A 15,389-nucleotide genomic window follows, 5' to 3' on the forward strand; every position below is an offset into this window, starting at 1 on the left:
AAATAATGCAGTTTGCATTCAACGCCGCCGATCACGCCAAGTGTCTCGCCAAAGTCCACCTGGGCATGGCCCGGCGCATGTGACAGCGGCACAAACACCTCTCGGGTCCGACGCTTCTTCTCCCGCACATAATCCGTGACAATGGTGATCCCGCCCGTGAAACCATGTTCATCCCGCAGGCGCTCATGGATACGCTTCGCCGTGTGACGCTGCTTCTTGATCCGGCTCATATCGTCCGCGAGGATCTGGTCGATGATTGCGATGAACGGATCAAGCTTGGGGCGAACTGGCGGCCCTTCACGCCGGTAACCCGGCGGAACCGAGTGCTTCAGAATCTTCGCAACGGTCTTGCGATCAATGCCAAATAGCCGCGCAGCAGCGCTATTACTCATCCCGTCAACATGGCACGCACGCCGCACCCGGTTATAAAGTTCCACTGAATACATCTCCTCACCCTCAGCTCGTTCGCCTCAGGTGTCAGACTGCGGAATTTTGCTCCGCGACGGTCAGATCATCCAACCGATTCAGTGGCCATTTTGTCTCCGGGATTCACACAAAGCCGGGATCTTGGCTACCTTCGCCGTAGACGGATAGGCGCCGGATCCTATGAGCTTCCACAAAAAGGCCGCCGATCCGATATACGCAGGCAGAATAACCACACCTGTAATGGATAGCATCAGATTCCAGGCGTTGTCAGAGAAATACACCAGGATGATTGCAGCCTGCATGATTGCGGTGGAAATAATCAGCGAAATCGACGCAATCCCAGCCGCGTTGGTCTTAGCGAACATCTTTGGAAACGTTCCGTCCTTGGCGCACGCCCAAGGCAGTTCTGCCACCAGCAAAGTCCAGACCAGCCAGGAACTGAGCAATGCGATGATGACACCGATGTTTATCAACACCTCTCCCCACAAACCCACAAGAGACCCAAGGATCGCTGACGTCGATGGGGGCGCGAGGGTCGACAATTCACCTTGCGACATAACCCCAAATGGCAGAACCGAAACCATTACAAACAGCACTGTCACAACAAAGTAGCCCAGCAGGGTTGCGCGGCTCACCGTTCTGGCATCCGAACGATTGGACATGACGACCGCGCTTTCGATTCCGATATACATCCACAGCGTGACCAGCATTGTCCCTTTGATCTGTTCAACCACACCTCCTAGTGGCTTGTCCTGCCGCGCCTGATCAGTGACGTTGCCCCAGAAATCCGAGGTGAAAAGATCCCTGCTGAACGAGAAATAGAGCACCACCAGCAGGAACAGGGTCACAGGAACGAACTTGGCCACCGTGCCGATGTTGTTCAACACCGAGGCCCCCTTGACGCCGCGCATCACGAGAAAGCACAGCCCCCAGATAATCGCCGAGGACCCCAGTGTCGCTTGCCAGGTATTGCCCCCCGCGAAATAGGGCGGAAAGAAATAGTTCAGCGCATCCATCATCAGCACGGCATAGCCCACATTGCCGAACGCCACTGACAACCAGTACCCCCAGGCGATCAGAAACCCTGCCAGTTTTCCAAACCCAGCGCGTGCGTACATGTAGATGCCGGACGTCATTTCGGGGCGAATATCGGCAAGGACCTGAAAACTGCGCGCAAGAAAGAATATACCCAGGCCCGAAATCACCCACGCAATCAAAATTGCCCCAAGTGCCGCCGACTGGGCCATATTCTGAGGGATGTTGAATACCCCGCCGCCGAACATGGCGCTGACCACCAGCAGCGTCATCGCAAAAAGCCCAAGTTTCTTGGGGTTTGCGTCCGCTGCACTGTCGCCCGCAGAGGGTGGAGGGCTGGATGGCGTCTCAGCTGGCATCAACTTATCCTAAAGGTTCTGAGGTGAGGGCGATTGGACTGGCCCATGTACTTTCAGGCATCATCAGGGTCTTCATCCTTATCGTAAGGATTTCGGGCTGTTGTGGAAAGCAATCTTCGCGCGGGCCGCAATCAGCGTAATCAGAAGTGATTCAGGTTAAGTCGTAAATTGTAGGAATCCGTTGGTGCCTGGCATCATCGAAATACCGTACCTGCGCCGGCAATGAGCGGCAATTTCTATGGAGTGAAACGGACTAACCCAATTGCGGGGTGCTAGCCAGTTCAATGCCCACGTCAAAAGATGCAACCGAACAAAAGCGCTGCTTTCGTTAGAAATTTCATAGGCATTGCTAAGATGGCAACGCCGTTCACCGTTGCATCAAATTTTTCGCAAATATGCCCAGGAAACATACCCCTTGAGCCCTCGCGCTCGCTCCAAAGATACGCGGCACCACCGGGTGCCACCGGTCTGCTCGCAACTATGCACGCGTAAGGCGGTTCCATTGGGAAGGCCAACGATCACAATGTACCCTGTTCCAGGCCCGCCACGCATTTTCAGCATGTCACCGTCATCGACGCCAAAAACCTCATATCGTCCGAGTGAGGCCGCTGCCGCAGGTTCAGCGCCCATGACGGTTCCCAGAAGTAATGCCACTAGGGGTAAGAAGATTGTACTGCGCATCGCTGTGTCCTGTTTTTTGCCTCAATTACAATCGTAGCGTTTCAGATCACCAAATGAAACAATGCCAAAACAGATATGCACGAGGTCGCCATTCTCTTGTTGCAACGCGGCGCGATCAAACAAGCTCCTGTTTGACGGGTTGCATCGACGCATTGCGACTGCCGAGTGGATGGCACAATCGGGCCGTGTTCATTTCCAATCGAAGGCCATGCTGAGTGCCGAAGACCTCAACACCGCTGTGCGCACGCTGTTTCTGCCACTTCCTCTTTCCGCGCCATCAACACTGTCATAGCTGGTCCGTGATGACCCAGTTCAAAGCATGGATGACATTCGCATTGCTCAGTATGCGGCTCTCCTTAGGATGTTGATCTGGCAAAAGGAACGACAGATAATTATTGCCCTTCACGAGATACCACTGTTTGATCACTTGGCTCTTAAACTTAGCCCTGCCTCTGAACACGATAGCTTGATTGTTGCTGAGCTTGCCCGAGGTACCACAGGTCAAACCATTTATTGCACCAACCTAGTGACTTGGGATCCAAAGCGACTTTTTCGAACCACCGGTCGCAACTAGGTTTGTCTGGCTCGGACTGGGTCTGCCGCGTCTGGAAGGTTTAGCCAGTAGCGCGTGTAACGGCGCTCTCCGGTGCGGACCACAGCGCCCATCTCAACTAGGTCCTGCAGATCTCGGGTCGCCGTCGCCCGCGACGTCCCGGTGATCGAAAGGTAGTTTTCCGCGCTAAGACCACCTGCGAACCCATCGGGTCCCTCCCTAAACATGCGTTCAACCAACTTGGCCTGGCGATCGTTCAGCCGCGCGCGATGCCGGTCATAGAAACGCGCCTTTGCGATGAAGAATGCAACCCGGCCCAAGGTGACCTGCTGTGCTGTCAGGACGGTCTCTGCGAACCATTCAAGCCAATTCGTCACGTCCAACGTTTTCTGATGTCGTTCAAGCTGACCATAATAGGCTTTCCGCTCCCGCTCGATCGAAAAGGCCAACGCGATCAGGCTCGGTTGGCCGCTGTTTTGCCCCAGCGATTTCTCGGCGAGGGCCCGACCCAATCGACCGTTGCCGTCTTCGAATGGGTGGATACTCTCGAAGTAGAGATGACAGAGGCCAGCCCGCGTCAGGGCAGACATCGGCTTTTCGGCATCTGGAGCCGTGCTGTTAAACCACGCAAGATACCGCTCCATCTCTCCCATCACCTGATCCGACGGCGGCGCCTCGAAATGCACTGTCGGCCGATCCAGGCGACCCGATACAATCTGCATCGCATCCTCGTGTTGACGATAGGCACCGATCGTCTCCAACCGCCGATCATGGGACATCAGCATGCTATGCCATCGGAACAACGTCTTGTGGGTCAACGGCTCAGCATAGGTCGAATAAACATCGACCATCATCTCGGCTACGCCCTGCTCTCGCGGCTTGGCCGGATAACTGCCTGGGGACAATCCAAACTGACGGCGCAAAGAAGATTGCACGCTCTGTCGATCCAGCATCTCGCCTTCGATGGCGCTGGTTTTCATGGCCTCATCGCTCAGCAGGTCGATGCGCAGTTGATCCCGCTCGGGCGGGCTGACATGGTAGAACGCCCCCAGTATTTCGCCGGACGACAACAAGAAGCGCTGCTCATAGGGAGCAATTGCTGCCGCATCGTACCGAAAATCCGGCCAATTCTTTATCTGCCAATTCCACGGCATGAGTTATAGAATCCTCATCTATACCTCAGATATGAGGTATTTTTGAGTTATAGAAGTCAACCCTATAACTCACCTCAAATGCCCGAGATGAGTATGAGACCTTCACCGCTCGTTGATGAGCTTGTTCACCATTTGCTCAACAGACCACCTATGGCCTGCTTTTGGGAGCCGATCATTTACCCTTTTGGCAAGACCCGTACCTTCTAGCACCTCCCGAACCGGCAGATCCGCGAGCGGCCGGTCGAAGGCATACTCGCGTCCCGATACCCCTTCCCTTTCGCGGGTTCCCTCTTAACCTCAAGAATAATCAGGCCTCTCCCGACTGGCCGGTACCGTCTCAACGGAACCGCTGCTACCGCACCTAGCGTCAAGACAGAGCTAGGAATGCCTATTACGGGACTCTTTGTGAAACCCTCCTTTAAGTTACCACAATCTCTCAATAAGCATTATTTGCATGTTTTGCGCATAACTATGAAATCCACTAATCCATGCCATCCGTTCGGGCTCAGGCAGCGTGTCAAACCTTTAGCCCAACGGATATCAATGCACCTCGGGCAGCCCGTCAACCGCTGCAGGTTTCGCGACGAAACTAAGCCAGATAGTCCGAGATTATCGCCGTCAGTTGCTCTGCGTCTTTGATGTCCAGTTCTCGGCCTTTAATACGAATCCGCATTTCGCCAGATGAAACCTCCGCGAATATTTCTCCTCCACCAGGTAAGGTTTGCGGAGACAATCGATGGATTTCCTGCGGGCGCCCACCGCGAGCTTTGGTTTCGGATGGTTCCGGCACATCTTTCAAAGCCGCTTCCAACAAGGACCACTCTGCCTTCGGATCAGATGCGTCTGCCGATGCAAGCGCCTGGCGCAACTTGGACTGAGCTCCATCTCGGAGAGCTGATGCAAGCTTGAGGCCAGCCTTTTCTGTCAAAGCAATCGGATGCTGCAAAAGGTCCCCCAACGCTTCATGGACAACCGCAAAACTACGCACCTTGGATCGTTTGGCTTTGGACGCGGCAGCAAACAAAACATCCACCGCAGCCTCAGTCGTCTCAAAGACTCCCTGCCCTGCGGCAAGAACTGCGATGCGACCGCGTTCATAAGGACTAAGATTTGATCGAAGCTCATTCTCTTCGACCATCGAGACATAGGCCCCCTGCCCTGTCCCAGCCTGTCGAACAAAAGCCGGTATCTGAGAAAATCTTGGATCTGTTTCTGCCAGCCGTCGGAATGCATCCAATCGCCTATAACCAGAAATAAGACCAAACCCGTCTCCGTTGGGCGTGACTTCGATGGGCGTTCGCAAACCATGAACACGCAGGGATTCAAGAAGTTCGGCCATCGCCTCTTCGTCTTCGACCATGCGATCGCGCCGGATGAAGTCGGCATCAATTTGGTCCAACGTCAGGTTCTGGGCGACAAGACCTGCGCTTTCGGCGTCGCGCCAACGGGCGGCATCCCCTTGATCCTGGGCCAAAGCCACCCGATCTGTGACTGCCGCCATCCCGTTCAGCGACGCGGCTTCGGCAGCGACTTGCGCAATGGGCGGCGCTGCGGTCTTGGCATCAAACGGGCTGATCGATGGTTTCGCTGCGAAACCCGCCTCGAGCTCTTCCAACTCCGCCGTATCCGGGGCGGTTAGTCTTCTGCGTTTAGCCATCTGCTTCTCCTCCCATCTGAGCGTCGCGCCACCAACATCCGATCAACACTTCTTTGAACTCGGCATAGGTTCGGTCAAATGTTTCTCGGCCCCGTACATAAGTTTCCCGGTTGAAATCGCGATAGTCGGCCTCGTAGATACCGTTCACTTGCTCACCCGCCTGCCCGACCAATGCCGTATAGTCTTGTCGGTAAGCGTTCATGAAATCGCCAAAATACGCTTGAATGACATTGGCCATATCTGTTTGTTGGCTGGCGTCGAACCGCGTGATGATGGCCCGTACTACATCCCACTCGAACTTGAGTTCCGGTAAACCTGCCGCACGTTGCGCCGAATTCTCACCATCTTCGATACTGGCGAACGTGGTGTAGAGCATGTCAAAGAAGCGACCGGTCGAGTCAAATTCCAAGAACGAAGCACCCAAGGGAACCAGTAAAATGTCCGCTGCAGCAAGCGCATTGATCGTTAGGTACCCAAGTGCAGGAGGCGTATCGAGGAACACGATGTCGTAATCGTTGAGAATACCTTCGTCCTGAAGAAAGTTTGTCAGCCCATCCCATAGCAGCCAGCTGCGTAATCCCATGCGCCAAACTGGAATTTGAAACTCGGCCCAGTACAGATTCAGTTGCGCACCGATCAGATCGATATTGGGCCAGTGGGTTTTTTGAATGACGTCGCGGGGCAGGGTGGTCAATGCCTCTTGCAGGGTTTCATCCAGCTGGATTTCCGGTTGGCCCGCGGCAGCACGCACCCGATTTTCTTCCTGAACGGCCTTGGCATAATCCTTCGCGACCAGCGGGAACACCGTCTGCCATTCGTCGGCGACCTGTCCACCCATAATCGATGTCATCGATCCCTGGCTATCCAGATCGATGACCAAAACCTTGTAGCCATCCAACGCTGCGGACATCGCCAAATGGGCTGCTGTGGATGTCTTTCCCACACCGCCTTTGAAGTTTGCTACCGCTACGACTTTTGCCGGTAAGCCTTCCGGTCGATAAGGCAGATACTCCTTCGTACTGACACCTTCAGCCGCAAAGTGTTGGCGTAGGGTTAGCACCTCTTCCAACGTGAACCATTTGGAGCCTGCCTCTCCCTCCCCTTGCGGAAGATCGGGGTTCCCCTTGAGGACGCGGCGAAGGTGAGCAGGTGCGACCGGGATGAGGTACTTGGTGATCTCCCATATTGAAAATCGACGAAGCCGCTTTTCACCGTCCGGAGCGTACCCCCTTCGCGCCAGGTCTTCTCGGCCTTTTGCGCAAAAGGTAGCTGCTTTTGCGAATCGTGAAGTGCCTATAGGATCGGGTAACTTCGTTGCCGCAGTCTTTGGATCCAAATTCAGATAGGGCGGTAACGGAGGTTGGTTGGATTTGTTCACTGTCGATGCCTCAGATAATGTTCGCCTTGTCGGCGTATATTGCGGAATGTAGCGAACATTTGTTCTGTCGGCTATCCTTGTTCTCAAGTTTTTCCACAGAATGTAGAGGGCTGAGCGGGTTTCGCCGCGAAACTCCTCTAATACGAAGGAATAGACGCAACAAATAGTTTATTTATTTTAGATAGTTTAGATTCTTTAGGTGAATATTATCTATTATTATCAAGGGATGACAGCAAGTATGGGACCTGTTTGCAGGCGATTAGGTGCCCACCCTCAGGACAAAAGGTGCCCGTTTACAGGAGTGCAGATGCCTGAATCCGGGAAGAAGGGCCCCGATTCTCAGGTCATTGAAAATCAGTTCAAAACAGACCCTAATCTTGTCCGTTTCCTGCGCTGCCGTCATTCTTGAGACGCCTTCTGTGAGTGCTCGGGAGCTGTTGCCTGGGGATAAGTCGTGGACCTTTCACCTAAGGTACCTGTCTACAGGATTCCAGTGATCCTGTATTTGGGCACCCAAATAAGATTGATCAACGGGTACCTTTCGTGGCAGAAATATAAAAACGAGCAGCCAGGCAGAATCATGCCGGATATACAAATAGACATGGATCAGCTTTCTGGCGCATTGCGTCGGGAAACAGTCAAGAAGAACGTCGCCGCAATTCACATTAGCGGTAAGCTGACGCTTTTGCAGCGCAAGCTGTCCAATGTTCTTTTGTTAAATGCTTATGACGCCCTGACGTCGGCGCAGACTCATACTATTGATGCCCGGACTTTGGCGATGATGGTCGGATATAATTCCAACGATTTTGATACATTGCGGGCCAGTCTCCGAGCCCTTGCTGAAACCGTTGCAGAATGGGATATGCTGGACGAACAGGGGCGCCAGGAATGGGGTGTCTCGTCGCTGCTTAGTTTTGCAAAGCTCAAGGCCGGTATATGTGAATACGCGTATTCTCCGGCGCTGGCGCAAAAACTGTATGATCCCAAGATCTACGCGCTGATCAATGTACAGATACAGCGCAACTTTAGCTCCGGGCACGGGTTGGCGTTGTATGAAAACTGTTATCGTTTCGTGCGTACGGGGTCGACAGGATGGTGGGCGCTGGATGTTTTTCGCAAGCTGATGGGTGTTGATGGCAGCGACTATTACGGCAGCTTCAAACATCTCAACGCCAAGATCATCAAGCCCGCAGTCGCTGAGGTGAACAAGAGTTCGGACATTTTGATTGAACCGGAGTTCAAGAAAAAGGGACGCACTGTCACGGACATTCGGTTTCTGATCAAAGGCAATCCGCAAAAGGCGATGTTTGAAATTGACGATGGTGATGGTGTTCGGAGCTTGAAGATATACAAGACCCTGCGCGAGCAGGGGGTCTCGGACAGGCTGGCACGGCAGTGGATCGCTGAGCATGGCGAAGACTACGTTCAGCAAAAGCTCGACTATGTCAGCGGGCAAGGGGGCATTAAATCAACACTCGGATATCTTTCGGCCGCTTTGCGCGATGACTATAAAGCGCCGGAGAAGGAAGCCGCACCCGAGCCGAGCCCCGAGGCTGTTGAAGCCGCACGAGAGCGGGAGGCTGAAAAGGCTCAGGAAGATCAGGCCTACGCGGCGCGAGCATCAGAGCGCGCAGAGCGTTCGCGAAAACTGGCGATCGTCGAAGATCTGGTTTCGCGGCGAAACCCCACACAGCGCGATGCAGACAAGCGGCTGTTCCTTGCCGGATTGAACAACGATCTGGACCGAGAACATTTCCGAACGCATGGCTGGCGGTCGGGCTTGAATGCTGCGGCCATCTTCGCCTTTTGGCTGGATATGGAGCCTGACTCTTTCGATTGATCCACTTGGGGCCTGAAATTCTCTGCTTGGCTGCAGCCCATGTCGTTGGCGTCAAGTAGACAGAATTCCGGGCCTTTGGCGGTTGTGTGCATTTTGTGTTATTTATGCGCATTGTGGGTTGCGTTGCTTTGATCCAAAGTGATCCGCAGCATCACGTCAGCGCGCCACCGCGATCCGGATGTTTGCGACTTTGAAGCGCCCATCCGATCCAATCCGCACCCATTTGTCTGAACCGACACGGCGACGTCCGTTCCATGTTCCGTTGGAAGATCCCATATCCCGGATGTAGAGGTCACCAGATTTCTCCACCCGCAACACACAGTGCCGACCCGAGGTCTTGTCACTGTGGCCAAGCACCAGATCGGCCCAGCCTTTTTCCCGCCCAATCTTTATCTGCTGTGAAGATTTGAGGCCCACAACATTCCGGAACTCGACCGACTTTCCGCGGTCAGGGCCATCCAGCACCACCAGCCGCCAAAGCCCGATGGAGCGGGGCGCCATCGGACTGAACCATGTTACCCCCGCTGCGGTATCGTACCAAGTCGCGGTATTGGGGTTCAGTCCGGTCAAGCCAAGGGACATGATCTTCTTCATTGCGCGCGTGGATCGCCGTATCCGGGAGACGGGGTTGCCCCTCTTGTCTCGCATATTCAGCCGCAGCGCATACCGTCCAAGACTATGTCCACCGAGAAGACCTTCGCAGATCAGCCAGTAGATAAGGATCAGGGCAAAATACAAAACAAGTGGCAAAAGCAGGTTAGGAGCTCTTAAGCCGAGCTCTTGCCGGAGAACCGGTTCCAAAGTAGCAAACACGAATCCCAGAAACATGAAATCGACAAGGGCAGCGGCACTTAGCAATCTTGCCGCGTTTTTGCTGTCCAATGGTCCACCAAGCTTCATGGTCTTGACCCCAACAATGTCAGCACCATGACCAAGGCGGATCCGATTGTGAAAAAGAGCAATGCGTCGCATCGAATGCGCATCGCGCGTTTTCCTCCCTGGCTTGTGCTGCGAAAATGAAAACCTGAGATCCACAATGCCAGACCGGTCCCCGTAACGGTGAACAACATGGTTTCCGAAAGAACCTGTTGTCTTGGGGCAATGGCCAGCCATTCCGCCGCACCCACCATCATGCCGCCCCACAAAAGCGCGATGACGTATGCTGCAATGCTCAGGGACTCGTTTCTGGACTGGCTTAATCTGGTAACAAGGGCCCCCATTCCCCAACCCAGCGCAGCGGCGATCATAACCAATAGCGTCAGGCGAACCGGAAGAGACAGTGAGGCGACTTCAACATTGAAGACGACACTGGAGGTACTGTTTGCCAAATTGGATGTAATACCAAAAAACGCCAGCAACGCGCCGAGTCCGGCGCCGATATGTCCGACGAAGGCCAATATATCGTTGGCGAAAGAGAGTTTGGATCTGAAATCAAAGGGTAGTTTCATGTAAATACACAACCTGAAATTGAAATCAGTTAAAGATGGTTCTTCTTTTAATCTATAGAACTCATCCAGAAATCGTGGTTTTCGTGCGAATCGTTGATTGAAAATAGAAAATATGTGAATCCATAATCAATTGCGAAGATCATAATTTATTGTGGAGTAACTAGATGCGTTCGGTGACGATTTCCATTTTTGCAGCATTTTCGTTGTTTTTGTCAGCCTGTGTAGATGAGACAATTCAGTCTGCTTCCTCTTCAACAGTGGCGGGAAAAACCCAGCAGGAAAAGCAGCTTGAAAAGCAGGCTCGCAGCCTGGATCAGGTGTCTAAAGACATTATCGTAAACAACACAATTCAGGGGGCACTGGCCGGTGCGGTTGTCGGATGTGGTCTTGGTTTGCTTCTGGGTGGTGACGGTGGTGACTGCGCTGCCGGTGCGGCTGCAGGTGGCTTGATCGGCGGGGTCGGAGGAAACCAGGTTGGCCGAAAAGCGGCCGCCAAAAATGTCGAGATCGTAAACAGTAAGGTTGTTTTGGCAAATTTGTCGAACGTCAGCAAACAATTGAACTCGGTAGAAGCAAACTTACGGTCAGTCCTTGCCTCGCAAAACGCCGAGCTCAAATCGTTGCGCCGTCAGTTGGACGGCGGTCAGCTATCGCAATCCGCCTATAACAAGCGGGTCAACGCGATAAAGTCCAACCGCCAGGTTGTTTCAACTGAATTGAAGCGCAGCGAAAAGAACATGGACGGAACAATTTCTGAATTGAAAACGGCGTCAAGCAAGGGGCAGCCCGGATTACGCGGCGCGACAAACGCTGCGGTCAGCAACAAAAACAGGCTGGCCCGGACAAGGGCATCTATTAATCTGTTGTGATTTTTCTTTGACCCGCGCCTGACGTTCAGGTGCGGGTTTTCTAATAGTAAGTGGGTAAAAATGACTTCTGATATTATTCGTTTCTCAAAACCAATGGTACTTACGTCTTTGCTTTTCGTAGCGGGTTGCACCGGTTCCACTGATCCAACAACGGCTACAGTCTTCGACAATATTGCCAACCTGAACTCTGGCGAATACGACCGCCAGATTGCTCAGAACAAGTCTCAGGCAGATGCAATAATTGCGCAGAACAAAGCGGCAGAACAGCGTAACGCGCAATTGGCGGCGCAACGCAATGCCAACCAAAGCGAGATCAATTCGTTGCGTCAACAGATTGCGGACGTCAAGGCGCAGGGCGCAAAGGCCCGTGCAGCCTCGGCTTCGGACCCGGTAAAGCTGCAACAGGTTCAAGCATTGGATCGTCAGTTGGTCGCGGTTGAACGCGATGTATCAAGCGGTGCCAGCCCGTCGGTTGTACGACCCGAGCTGAGCCGGATCAAAGCGGCCTATCGCGCGCTGTCGATCTAATTCTAACAACGTCAGCTCGGCGCTGTTAGACGTATGCGGCGGCCGGGACGTCTTGCCTGAGGGGGGAACTTGGGATTGTGACCTACGGAATTTCACGCACACTTTTGGCGGTCGCGGCCGCTTTGGCCCTATCGGCCACCGCCCATGCACAAGAAGGTAAGACACGGGCCCCGGCAACCGGGTTGGCCATCCTGGACTGTGCGCCATCAGCGCCGGCGCCTGATGATAGCTGTCTGGTGCGTGTGCCGTCGGGTAATGAACGCGGCGGGATGAGCTTTCGATCGCTTGGCGATGAACAGGCCGATTTCGAGTTTGTCAAATCGGTAGCTGAGCTGCCCGGTAACCTGACTCTGTCGGCGACTATGGTTCTGATTGACTTATCCGTCGGCGAAGGCAGCGGACGGGTTCGCAGCTGGAGCAGGGAACGCGATCTTATCGAGCGGGTGGTGTCCAACCTGCCGCCAGATGAAAAGGTCGCGATCTACGGGTTCGGCAATGACATCGTCGAATTGTCGCCCTTTTCCACCAGCCGGTTCCGGGCCGAGGACGTGGTCAAGTCGCTTGAAATCAAGGAACAGAACACACGGCTTGTTGCCAACGCGACCCGTGCCGTCGAATTGCTGAGCCAACAGGACGACGTCCTGCTGAAGAACCTGATCCTGATAACCGACGGGGATGAAGAGGGTCTTGCCACAGTCGCAGAAATTTCGGAAGCGGCCGAAAACGCTGGTGTTTCAGTATCCGCCCTTGGGATGTTCTGGCGCGCGCAAGGCAATGCGCGTACGACGCGCGGGATTGACGTTCTCAAAAGACTGACCGATCCACAGAAAGGACTGATGGAAGAGGCTTTCCTGCAGAACCCATCAGACGCAGGATCGGTTGTATCAAGTTTCATTCGATCCTATGGCAACGCGGTCAAAGGGTCCGGCCTGATTGTTCCGGTCGGTGATCCTGCCCCGGCACGCATTACGATTGATATGATCGAGCCGGTCGTGGGTCAGCCCGGCCAAACCCAGACACAAAGCTACGCGGCAGAGTTTCAGCCGGTCACTGTGGCAGCCGAACAACCAGAAGAGCCGACCGAACCTGAGCCCGAAGAACGACTGATCTTTGGTCTGCCCGAACTCTACGTCTATATCGGCGCGGGCGTGTTGGCGGTTCTCGCACTGTTGATTGCGGTCCTGTTGATGCGGGGCGGTGGCAACAGTGATACCGATGAGCTTGATGGGGATGAGTTTGACGATGAACTTGGTCAAACCGAAATGCCGCCAGACCAGGACGGGTCGCCAACGGTTGCCCATGCGGTGCCTCCTGTTGCGTTCTTGGTGCGCGTAGACAACGGACATCGCTTTCCGATCCCTGCGGGGCGTTCGACTTTGGGACGCAGCAGCACGAATGCAGTTGTCGTACCGGATGGCGGGGTATCGCGTGTTCACGCCGAACTTAGCGGTTCGATGGATGGTCGGTTCACGCTGAGTGATCTGGACAGCTTGAACGGTACGCTCATCAACGATCGCAAGATCAAAGGGGCGCAGCGCCTCAATGTGGGTGACACAGTGGGCCTTGGGTCCGTACGCCTGAAACTGGTCCGGGCGTAAACGCCAGTGACCAACCAAAACGGGAAAGGTGAAGACATGGGCAACGAAAACAAGACAAGCTGGCTTTTTGACAAGGACGACGAAGATCCAAATGAAGATCTGGATTTCGCAGCGGATGAGGGTTTCACCGAAAGCATTTCGCCATCGGACAATGAGCCAACACATGCCGTCGGCGGATCGTCGTTCAGCGAAGCACCAACTGAATATGTCGAGTCCGACAAAACTCAGATCTACCACGGCGGCATGTCCAAAGATTTTGCGAACAAGGCCGAGTTTGATCCAATGGTCGATCCAATCACCGGTTGGCTGGTTGTGGTCAAGGGACCGGGTCTGGGCCAGTCGGTCAACTTGGGATCGGGTATGAACACGTTGGGTCGCGATGGCGATGAGCGTGTTTCAATGGACTTTGGCGACAAGTTGATTTCCGGCAAAGACCACTTGCGCATCATCTTCGATGACGCAAATCGGGTTTTCTTTACGGCCCCTGGTACCGGACGCAATATCAGCCGCGTTAATGGCCAGATCGTGGCGGCCACGATGCCGCTTGAAAATTATGCTCTGATTGAGCTGTCGAAACAGACTCATGTGCGCTTTGTCGCCTTCTGCAACGAAGATTTTGATTGGTCTGAGCTGGCCGAAAGCACTGACGACTGATCCAGATGACAATCATCAGTGGCAAACAGAGCCTGGGCCAGCGCGAGAACCAGGAAGACGCGTTCGAGATCGTCTACCAGAATGAACGCGATCCGAAATCGGATATCTTGATGCTGGTCGCCGACGGGATGGGCGGCCATGCGGGCGGTGAAGTCGCCTCGAACCTGGCGCTTACCGCGTTCAAGACCCATTTTGTTGAGGGCTCGGTCGCCCCGCGCCCACGGGATCGCTTGCAAGACGCGCTGACGACGGCGAATGATGCTTTGCGCCAACGGATTGCGACGCAATCTGATCTCAAGGGCATGGGATGCACCCTGGTAGCGGCGCTAAAGCTTGGTGACAGGCTGGTTTGGGTGTCGGTAGGTGACAGCAGCCTGTTTCTTTTGCGCGATGGGCGTTTGAAAAGGTTGAACGCCGACCATTCGCTTTATGGCGAACTTCTTCAAATGGTGGCGGCGGGCCAGATTACCCAGGAAGAAGCAGACGGCAACCCGCGCCGGAACGCGCTGCGTTCAGCCTTGATGGGGGACCAAATCTCATTGACCGACGTCAATGCCATCGGTCTGAAGCCGGGGGATGTTGTGCTGGCCTGTTCCGACGGTTTGGACACGCTGACGCAATCGGAAATCACTGCGATTCTGCAACGCGGTAAAACCCGCGATATGCGCGGAGTGGCCTCGGATCTTCTGAACGCCGTTGAAGCCAAAGGAAAGCCGAAACAGGATAACACAACGGTTGTTGTTTATGCCCATGTTCAGGACGGCATGAGCAGTATGTTGCGCGGCAGTCAATGGGCTTTTCACCATGGGGATGGCAACCGTAAGACGCTGAAATATATGGCAATCGGGTTGGGTGCCTTGGCTATCGGCGCCACGGTTGGCGCACTGTCGTGGACGAGAACGGATACTCCTGAAACAACGGTTGAACAGGAGCCAGAGCGTTCGGGGACGGTGCCACAGGAAGAGCGCAGTATCGGCGATCGGTCATTGGCCGAAGAGCCAGATGAGACCAGGCCAGATCCGACGGATGGACAGGTTACCGAACCTGAAATTCAGGAAGAGCAGGCGCAGCCTACTGAACCTGAAGCGCCAGCGGAAGAGACGCCGCCTTCTCAAGAGTCAGAGCAACAAGGTCCTGAACTGCCTGAACCTGTGACCAATGAAACCGAAGAACCACCCGAAGCCCCCCTCGAAGAGGAAAGGTAACGCC

General features: G+C 54.4%; 13 protein-coding genes and 1 pseudogene. 6 read left to right on the plus strand and 8 right to left on the minus strand.

All coding sequences use genetic code 11. The annotated features are described in order from the left end of the window. The 6 genes and pseudogenes from D9K61_RS19485 to D9K61_RS19515 all read right to left on the minus strand — a co-directional run. A pseudogene (locus D9K61_RS19485) lies at positions 1–392 on the minus strand (IS21 family transposase); the annotation flags it as partial. 132 nt (positions 393–524) lie between these two features. Then, a complete protein-coding gene (locus D9K61_RS19490) occupies positions 525–1,820 on the minus strand; it encodes a basic amino acid/polyamine antiporter (protein ID WP_120634879.1) in 1,296 nt (431 codons plus the stop codon). Positions 1,821–2,198: 378 nt separating this feature from the next. Continuing rightward, a complete protein-coding gene (locus tag D9K61_RS19495; protein WP_120634880.1) occupies positions 2,199–2,501 on the minus strand; it encodes an SH3 domain-containing protein in 303 nt (100 codons plus the stop codon). Between the two features lie 570 nt (positions 2,502–3,071). Continuing rightward, complete coding sequence (locus tag D9K61_RS19505) at positions 3,072–4,208, minus strand: Fic family protein (protein WP_120634882.1); 1,137 nt, start codon at positions 4,206–4,208, stop codon at positions 3,072–3,074. A 589-nt stretch (positions 4,209–4,797) separates the two neighbouring features. Next, positions 4,798–5,865, minus strand: coding sequence for a ParB/RepB/Spo0J family partition protein (locus D9K61_RS19510; protein WP_120634883.1), 1,068 nt, complete (start codon positions 5,863–5,865; stop codon positions 4,798–4,800). Then, positions 5,858–7,243: an AAA family ATPase gene (locus tag D9K61_RS19515; protein WP_120634884.1), complete on the minus strand. Its 1,386-nt coding sequence runs from the start codon at positions 7,241–7,243 to the stop codon at positions 5,858–5,860. The genes D9K61_RS19510 and D9K61_RS19515 overlap by 8 nt, the downstream gene beginning before the upstream one ends. Positions 7,244–7,823: 580 nt before the next feature. Here D9K61_RS19515 and D9K61_RS19520 point away from each other — a divergent pair. After that, the gene (locus D9K61_RS19520; RefSeq protein ID WP_120635038.1) at positions 7,824–9,083 is read left to right on the plus strand and encodes a replication initiation protein; all 1,260 of its coding nucleotides are present in this window, start codon (positions 7,824–7,826) and stop codon (positions 9,081–9,083) included. A 156-nt stretch (positions 9,084–9,239) separates the two neighbouring features. Here D9K61_RS19520 and D9K61_RS19525 read toward each other — a convergent pair whose 3' ends face one another. Both D9K61_RS19525 and D9K61_RS27045 read right to left on the minus strand, forming a co-directional pair. Beyond that, complete coding sequence (locus tag D9K61_RS19525; protein WP_162946969.1) at positions 9,240–9,983, minus strand: FHA domain-containing protein; 744 nt, start codon at positions 9,981–9,983, stop codon at positions 9,240–9,242. Next, a complete protein-coding gene (locus tag D9K61_RS27045) occupies positions 9,980–10,531 on the minus strand; it encodes a hypothetical protein (protein ID WP_162946970.1) in 552 nt (183 codons plus the stop codon). Before D9K61_RS27045 ends, D9K61_RS19525 begins: the two co-directional genes overlap by 4 nt. A 257-nt stretch (positions 10,532–10,788) precedes the next feature. Here D9K61_RS27045 and D9K61_RS19535 point away from each other — a divergent pair, with 257 nt between their 5' ends. The 5 genes from D9K61_RS19535 (at position 10,789) to D9K61_RS19555 (ending at position 15,385) form a co-directional block, all read left to right on the plus strand. Further along, positions 10,789–11,400: a hypothetical protein gene (locus D9K61_RS19535; RefSeq protein ID WP_162946971.1), complete on the plus strand. Its 612-nt coding sequence runs from the start codon at positions 10,789–10,791 to the stop codon at positions 11,398–11,400. Positions 11,401–11,493: 93 nt separating this feature from the next. Next, a complete protein-coding gene (locus D9K61_RS19540; protein WP_162946972.1) occupies positions 11,494–11,928 on the plus strand; it encodes a hypothetical protein in 435 nt (144 codons plus the stop codon). Between the two features lie 77 nt (positions 11,929–12,005). Beyond that, on the plus strand, positions 12,006–13,526 hold the full coding sequence (locus D9K61_RS19545; RefSeq protein WP_120634889.1) for an FHA domain-containing protein: 1,521 nt from the start codon (positions 12,006–12,008) through the stop codon (positions 13,524–13,526). A 36-nt stretch (positions 13,527–13,562) separates the two neighbouring features. Then, positions 13,563–14,180, plus strand: coding sequence for an FHA domain-containing protein (locus D9K61_RS19550; RefSeq protein ID WP_216825835.1), 618 nt, complete (start codon positions 13,563–13,565; stop codon positions 14,178–14,180). A 5-nt stretch (positions 14,181–14,185) separates the two neighbouring features. Then, positions 14,186–15,385, plus strand: coding sequence for a PP2C family serine/threonine-protein phosphatase (locus D9K61_RS19555; protein WP_120634891.1), 1,200 nt, complete (start codon positions 14,186–14,188; stop codon positions 15,383–15,385). The last annotated feature ends 4 nt before the right edge of the window (positions 15,386–15,389 follow it).

Origin of the sequence: Ruegeria sp. EL01, assembly GCF_900313035.1 — a bacterium.
Classification (GTDB): domain Bacteria; phylum Pseudomonadota; class Alphaproteobacteria; order Rhodobacterales; family Rhodobacteraceae; genus Ruegeria.

What these genes read in the sequence shown, in the direction of transcription:
- D9K61_RS19490 (WP_120634879.1), bottom strand. Translation starts at nt 1,820, where the DNA reads ATGCCAGCTGAGACGCCATCCAGCCCTCCACCCTCTGCGGGCGACAGT.
- D9K61_RS19555 (WP_120634891.1), top strand. Translation starts at nt 14,186, where the DNA reads ATGACAATCATCAGTGGCAAACAGAGCCTGGGCCAGCGCGAGAACCAG.
- D9K61_RS27045 (WP_162946970.1), bottom strand. Translation starts at nt 10,531, where the DNA reads ATGAAACTACCCTTTGATTTCAGATCCAAACTCTCTTTCGCCAACGAT.
- D9K61_RS19510 (WP_120634883.1), bottom strand. Translation starts at nt 5,865, where the DNA reads ATGGCTAAACGCAGAAGACTAACCGCCCCGGATACGGCGGAGTTGGAA.
- D9K61_RS19505 (WP_120634882.1), bottom strand. Translation starts at nt 4,208, where the DNA reads ATGCCGTGGAATTGGCAGATAAAGAATTGGCCGGATTTTCGGTACGAT.
- D9K61_RS19495 (WP_120634880.1), bottom strand. Translation starts at nt 2,501, where the DNA reads ATGCGCAGTACAATCTTCTTACCCCTAGTGGCATTACTTCTGGGAACC.
- D9K61_RS19520 (WP_120635038.1), top strand. Translation starts at nt 7,824, where the DNA reads ATGCCGGATATACAAATAGACATGGATCAGCTTTCTGGCGCATTGCGT.
- D9K61_RS19540 (WP_162946972.1), top strand. Translation starts at nt 11,494, where the DNA reads ATGGTACTTACGTCTTTGCTTTTCGTAGCGGGTTGCACCGGTTCCACT.
- D9K61_RS19525 (WP_162946969.1), bottom strand. Translation starts at nt 9,983, where the DNA reads ATGAAGCTTGGTGGACCATTGGACAGCAAAAACGCGGCAAGATTGCTA.
- D9K61_RS19550 (WP_216825835.1), top strand. Translation starts at nt 13,563, where the DNA reads ATGGGCAACGAAAACAAGACAAGCTGGCTTTTTGACAAGGACGACGAA.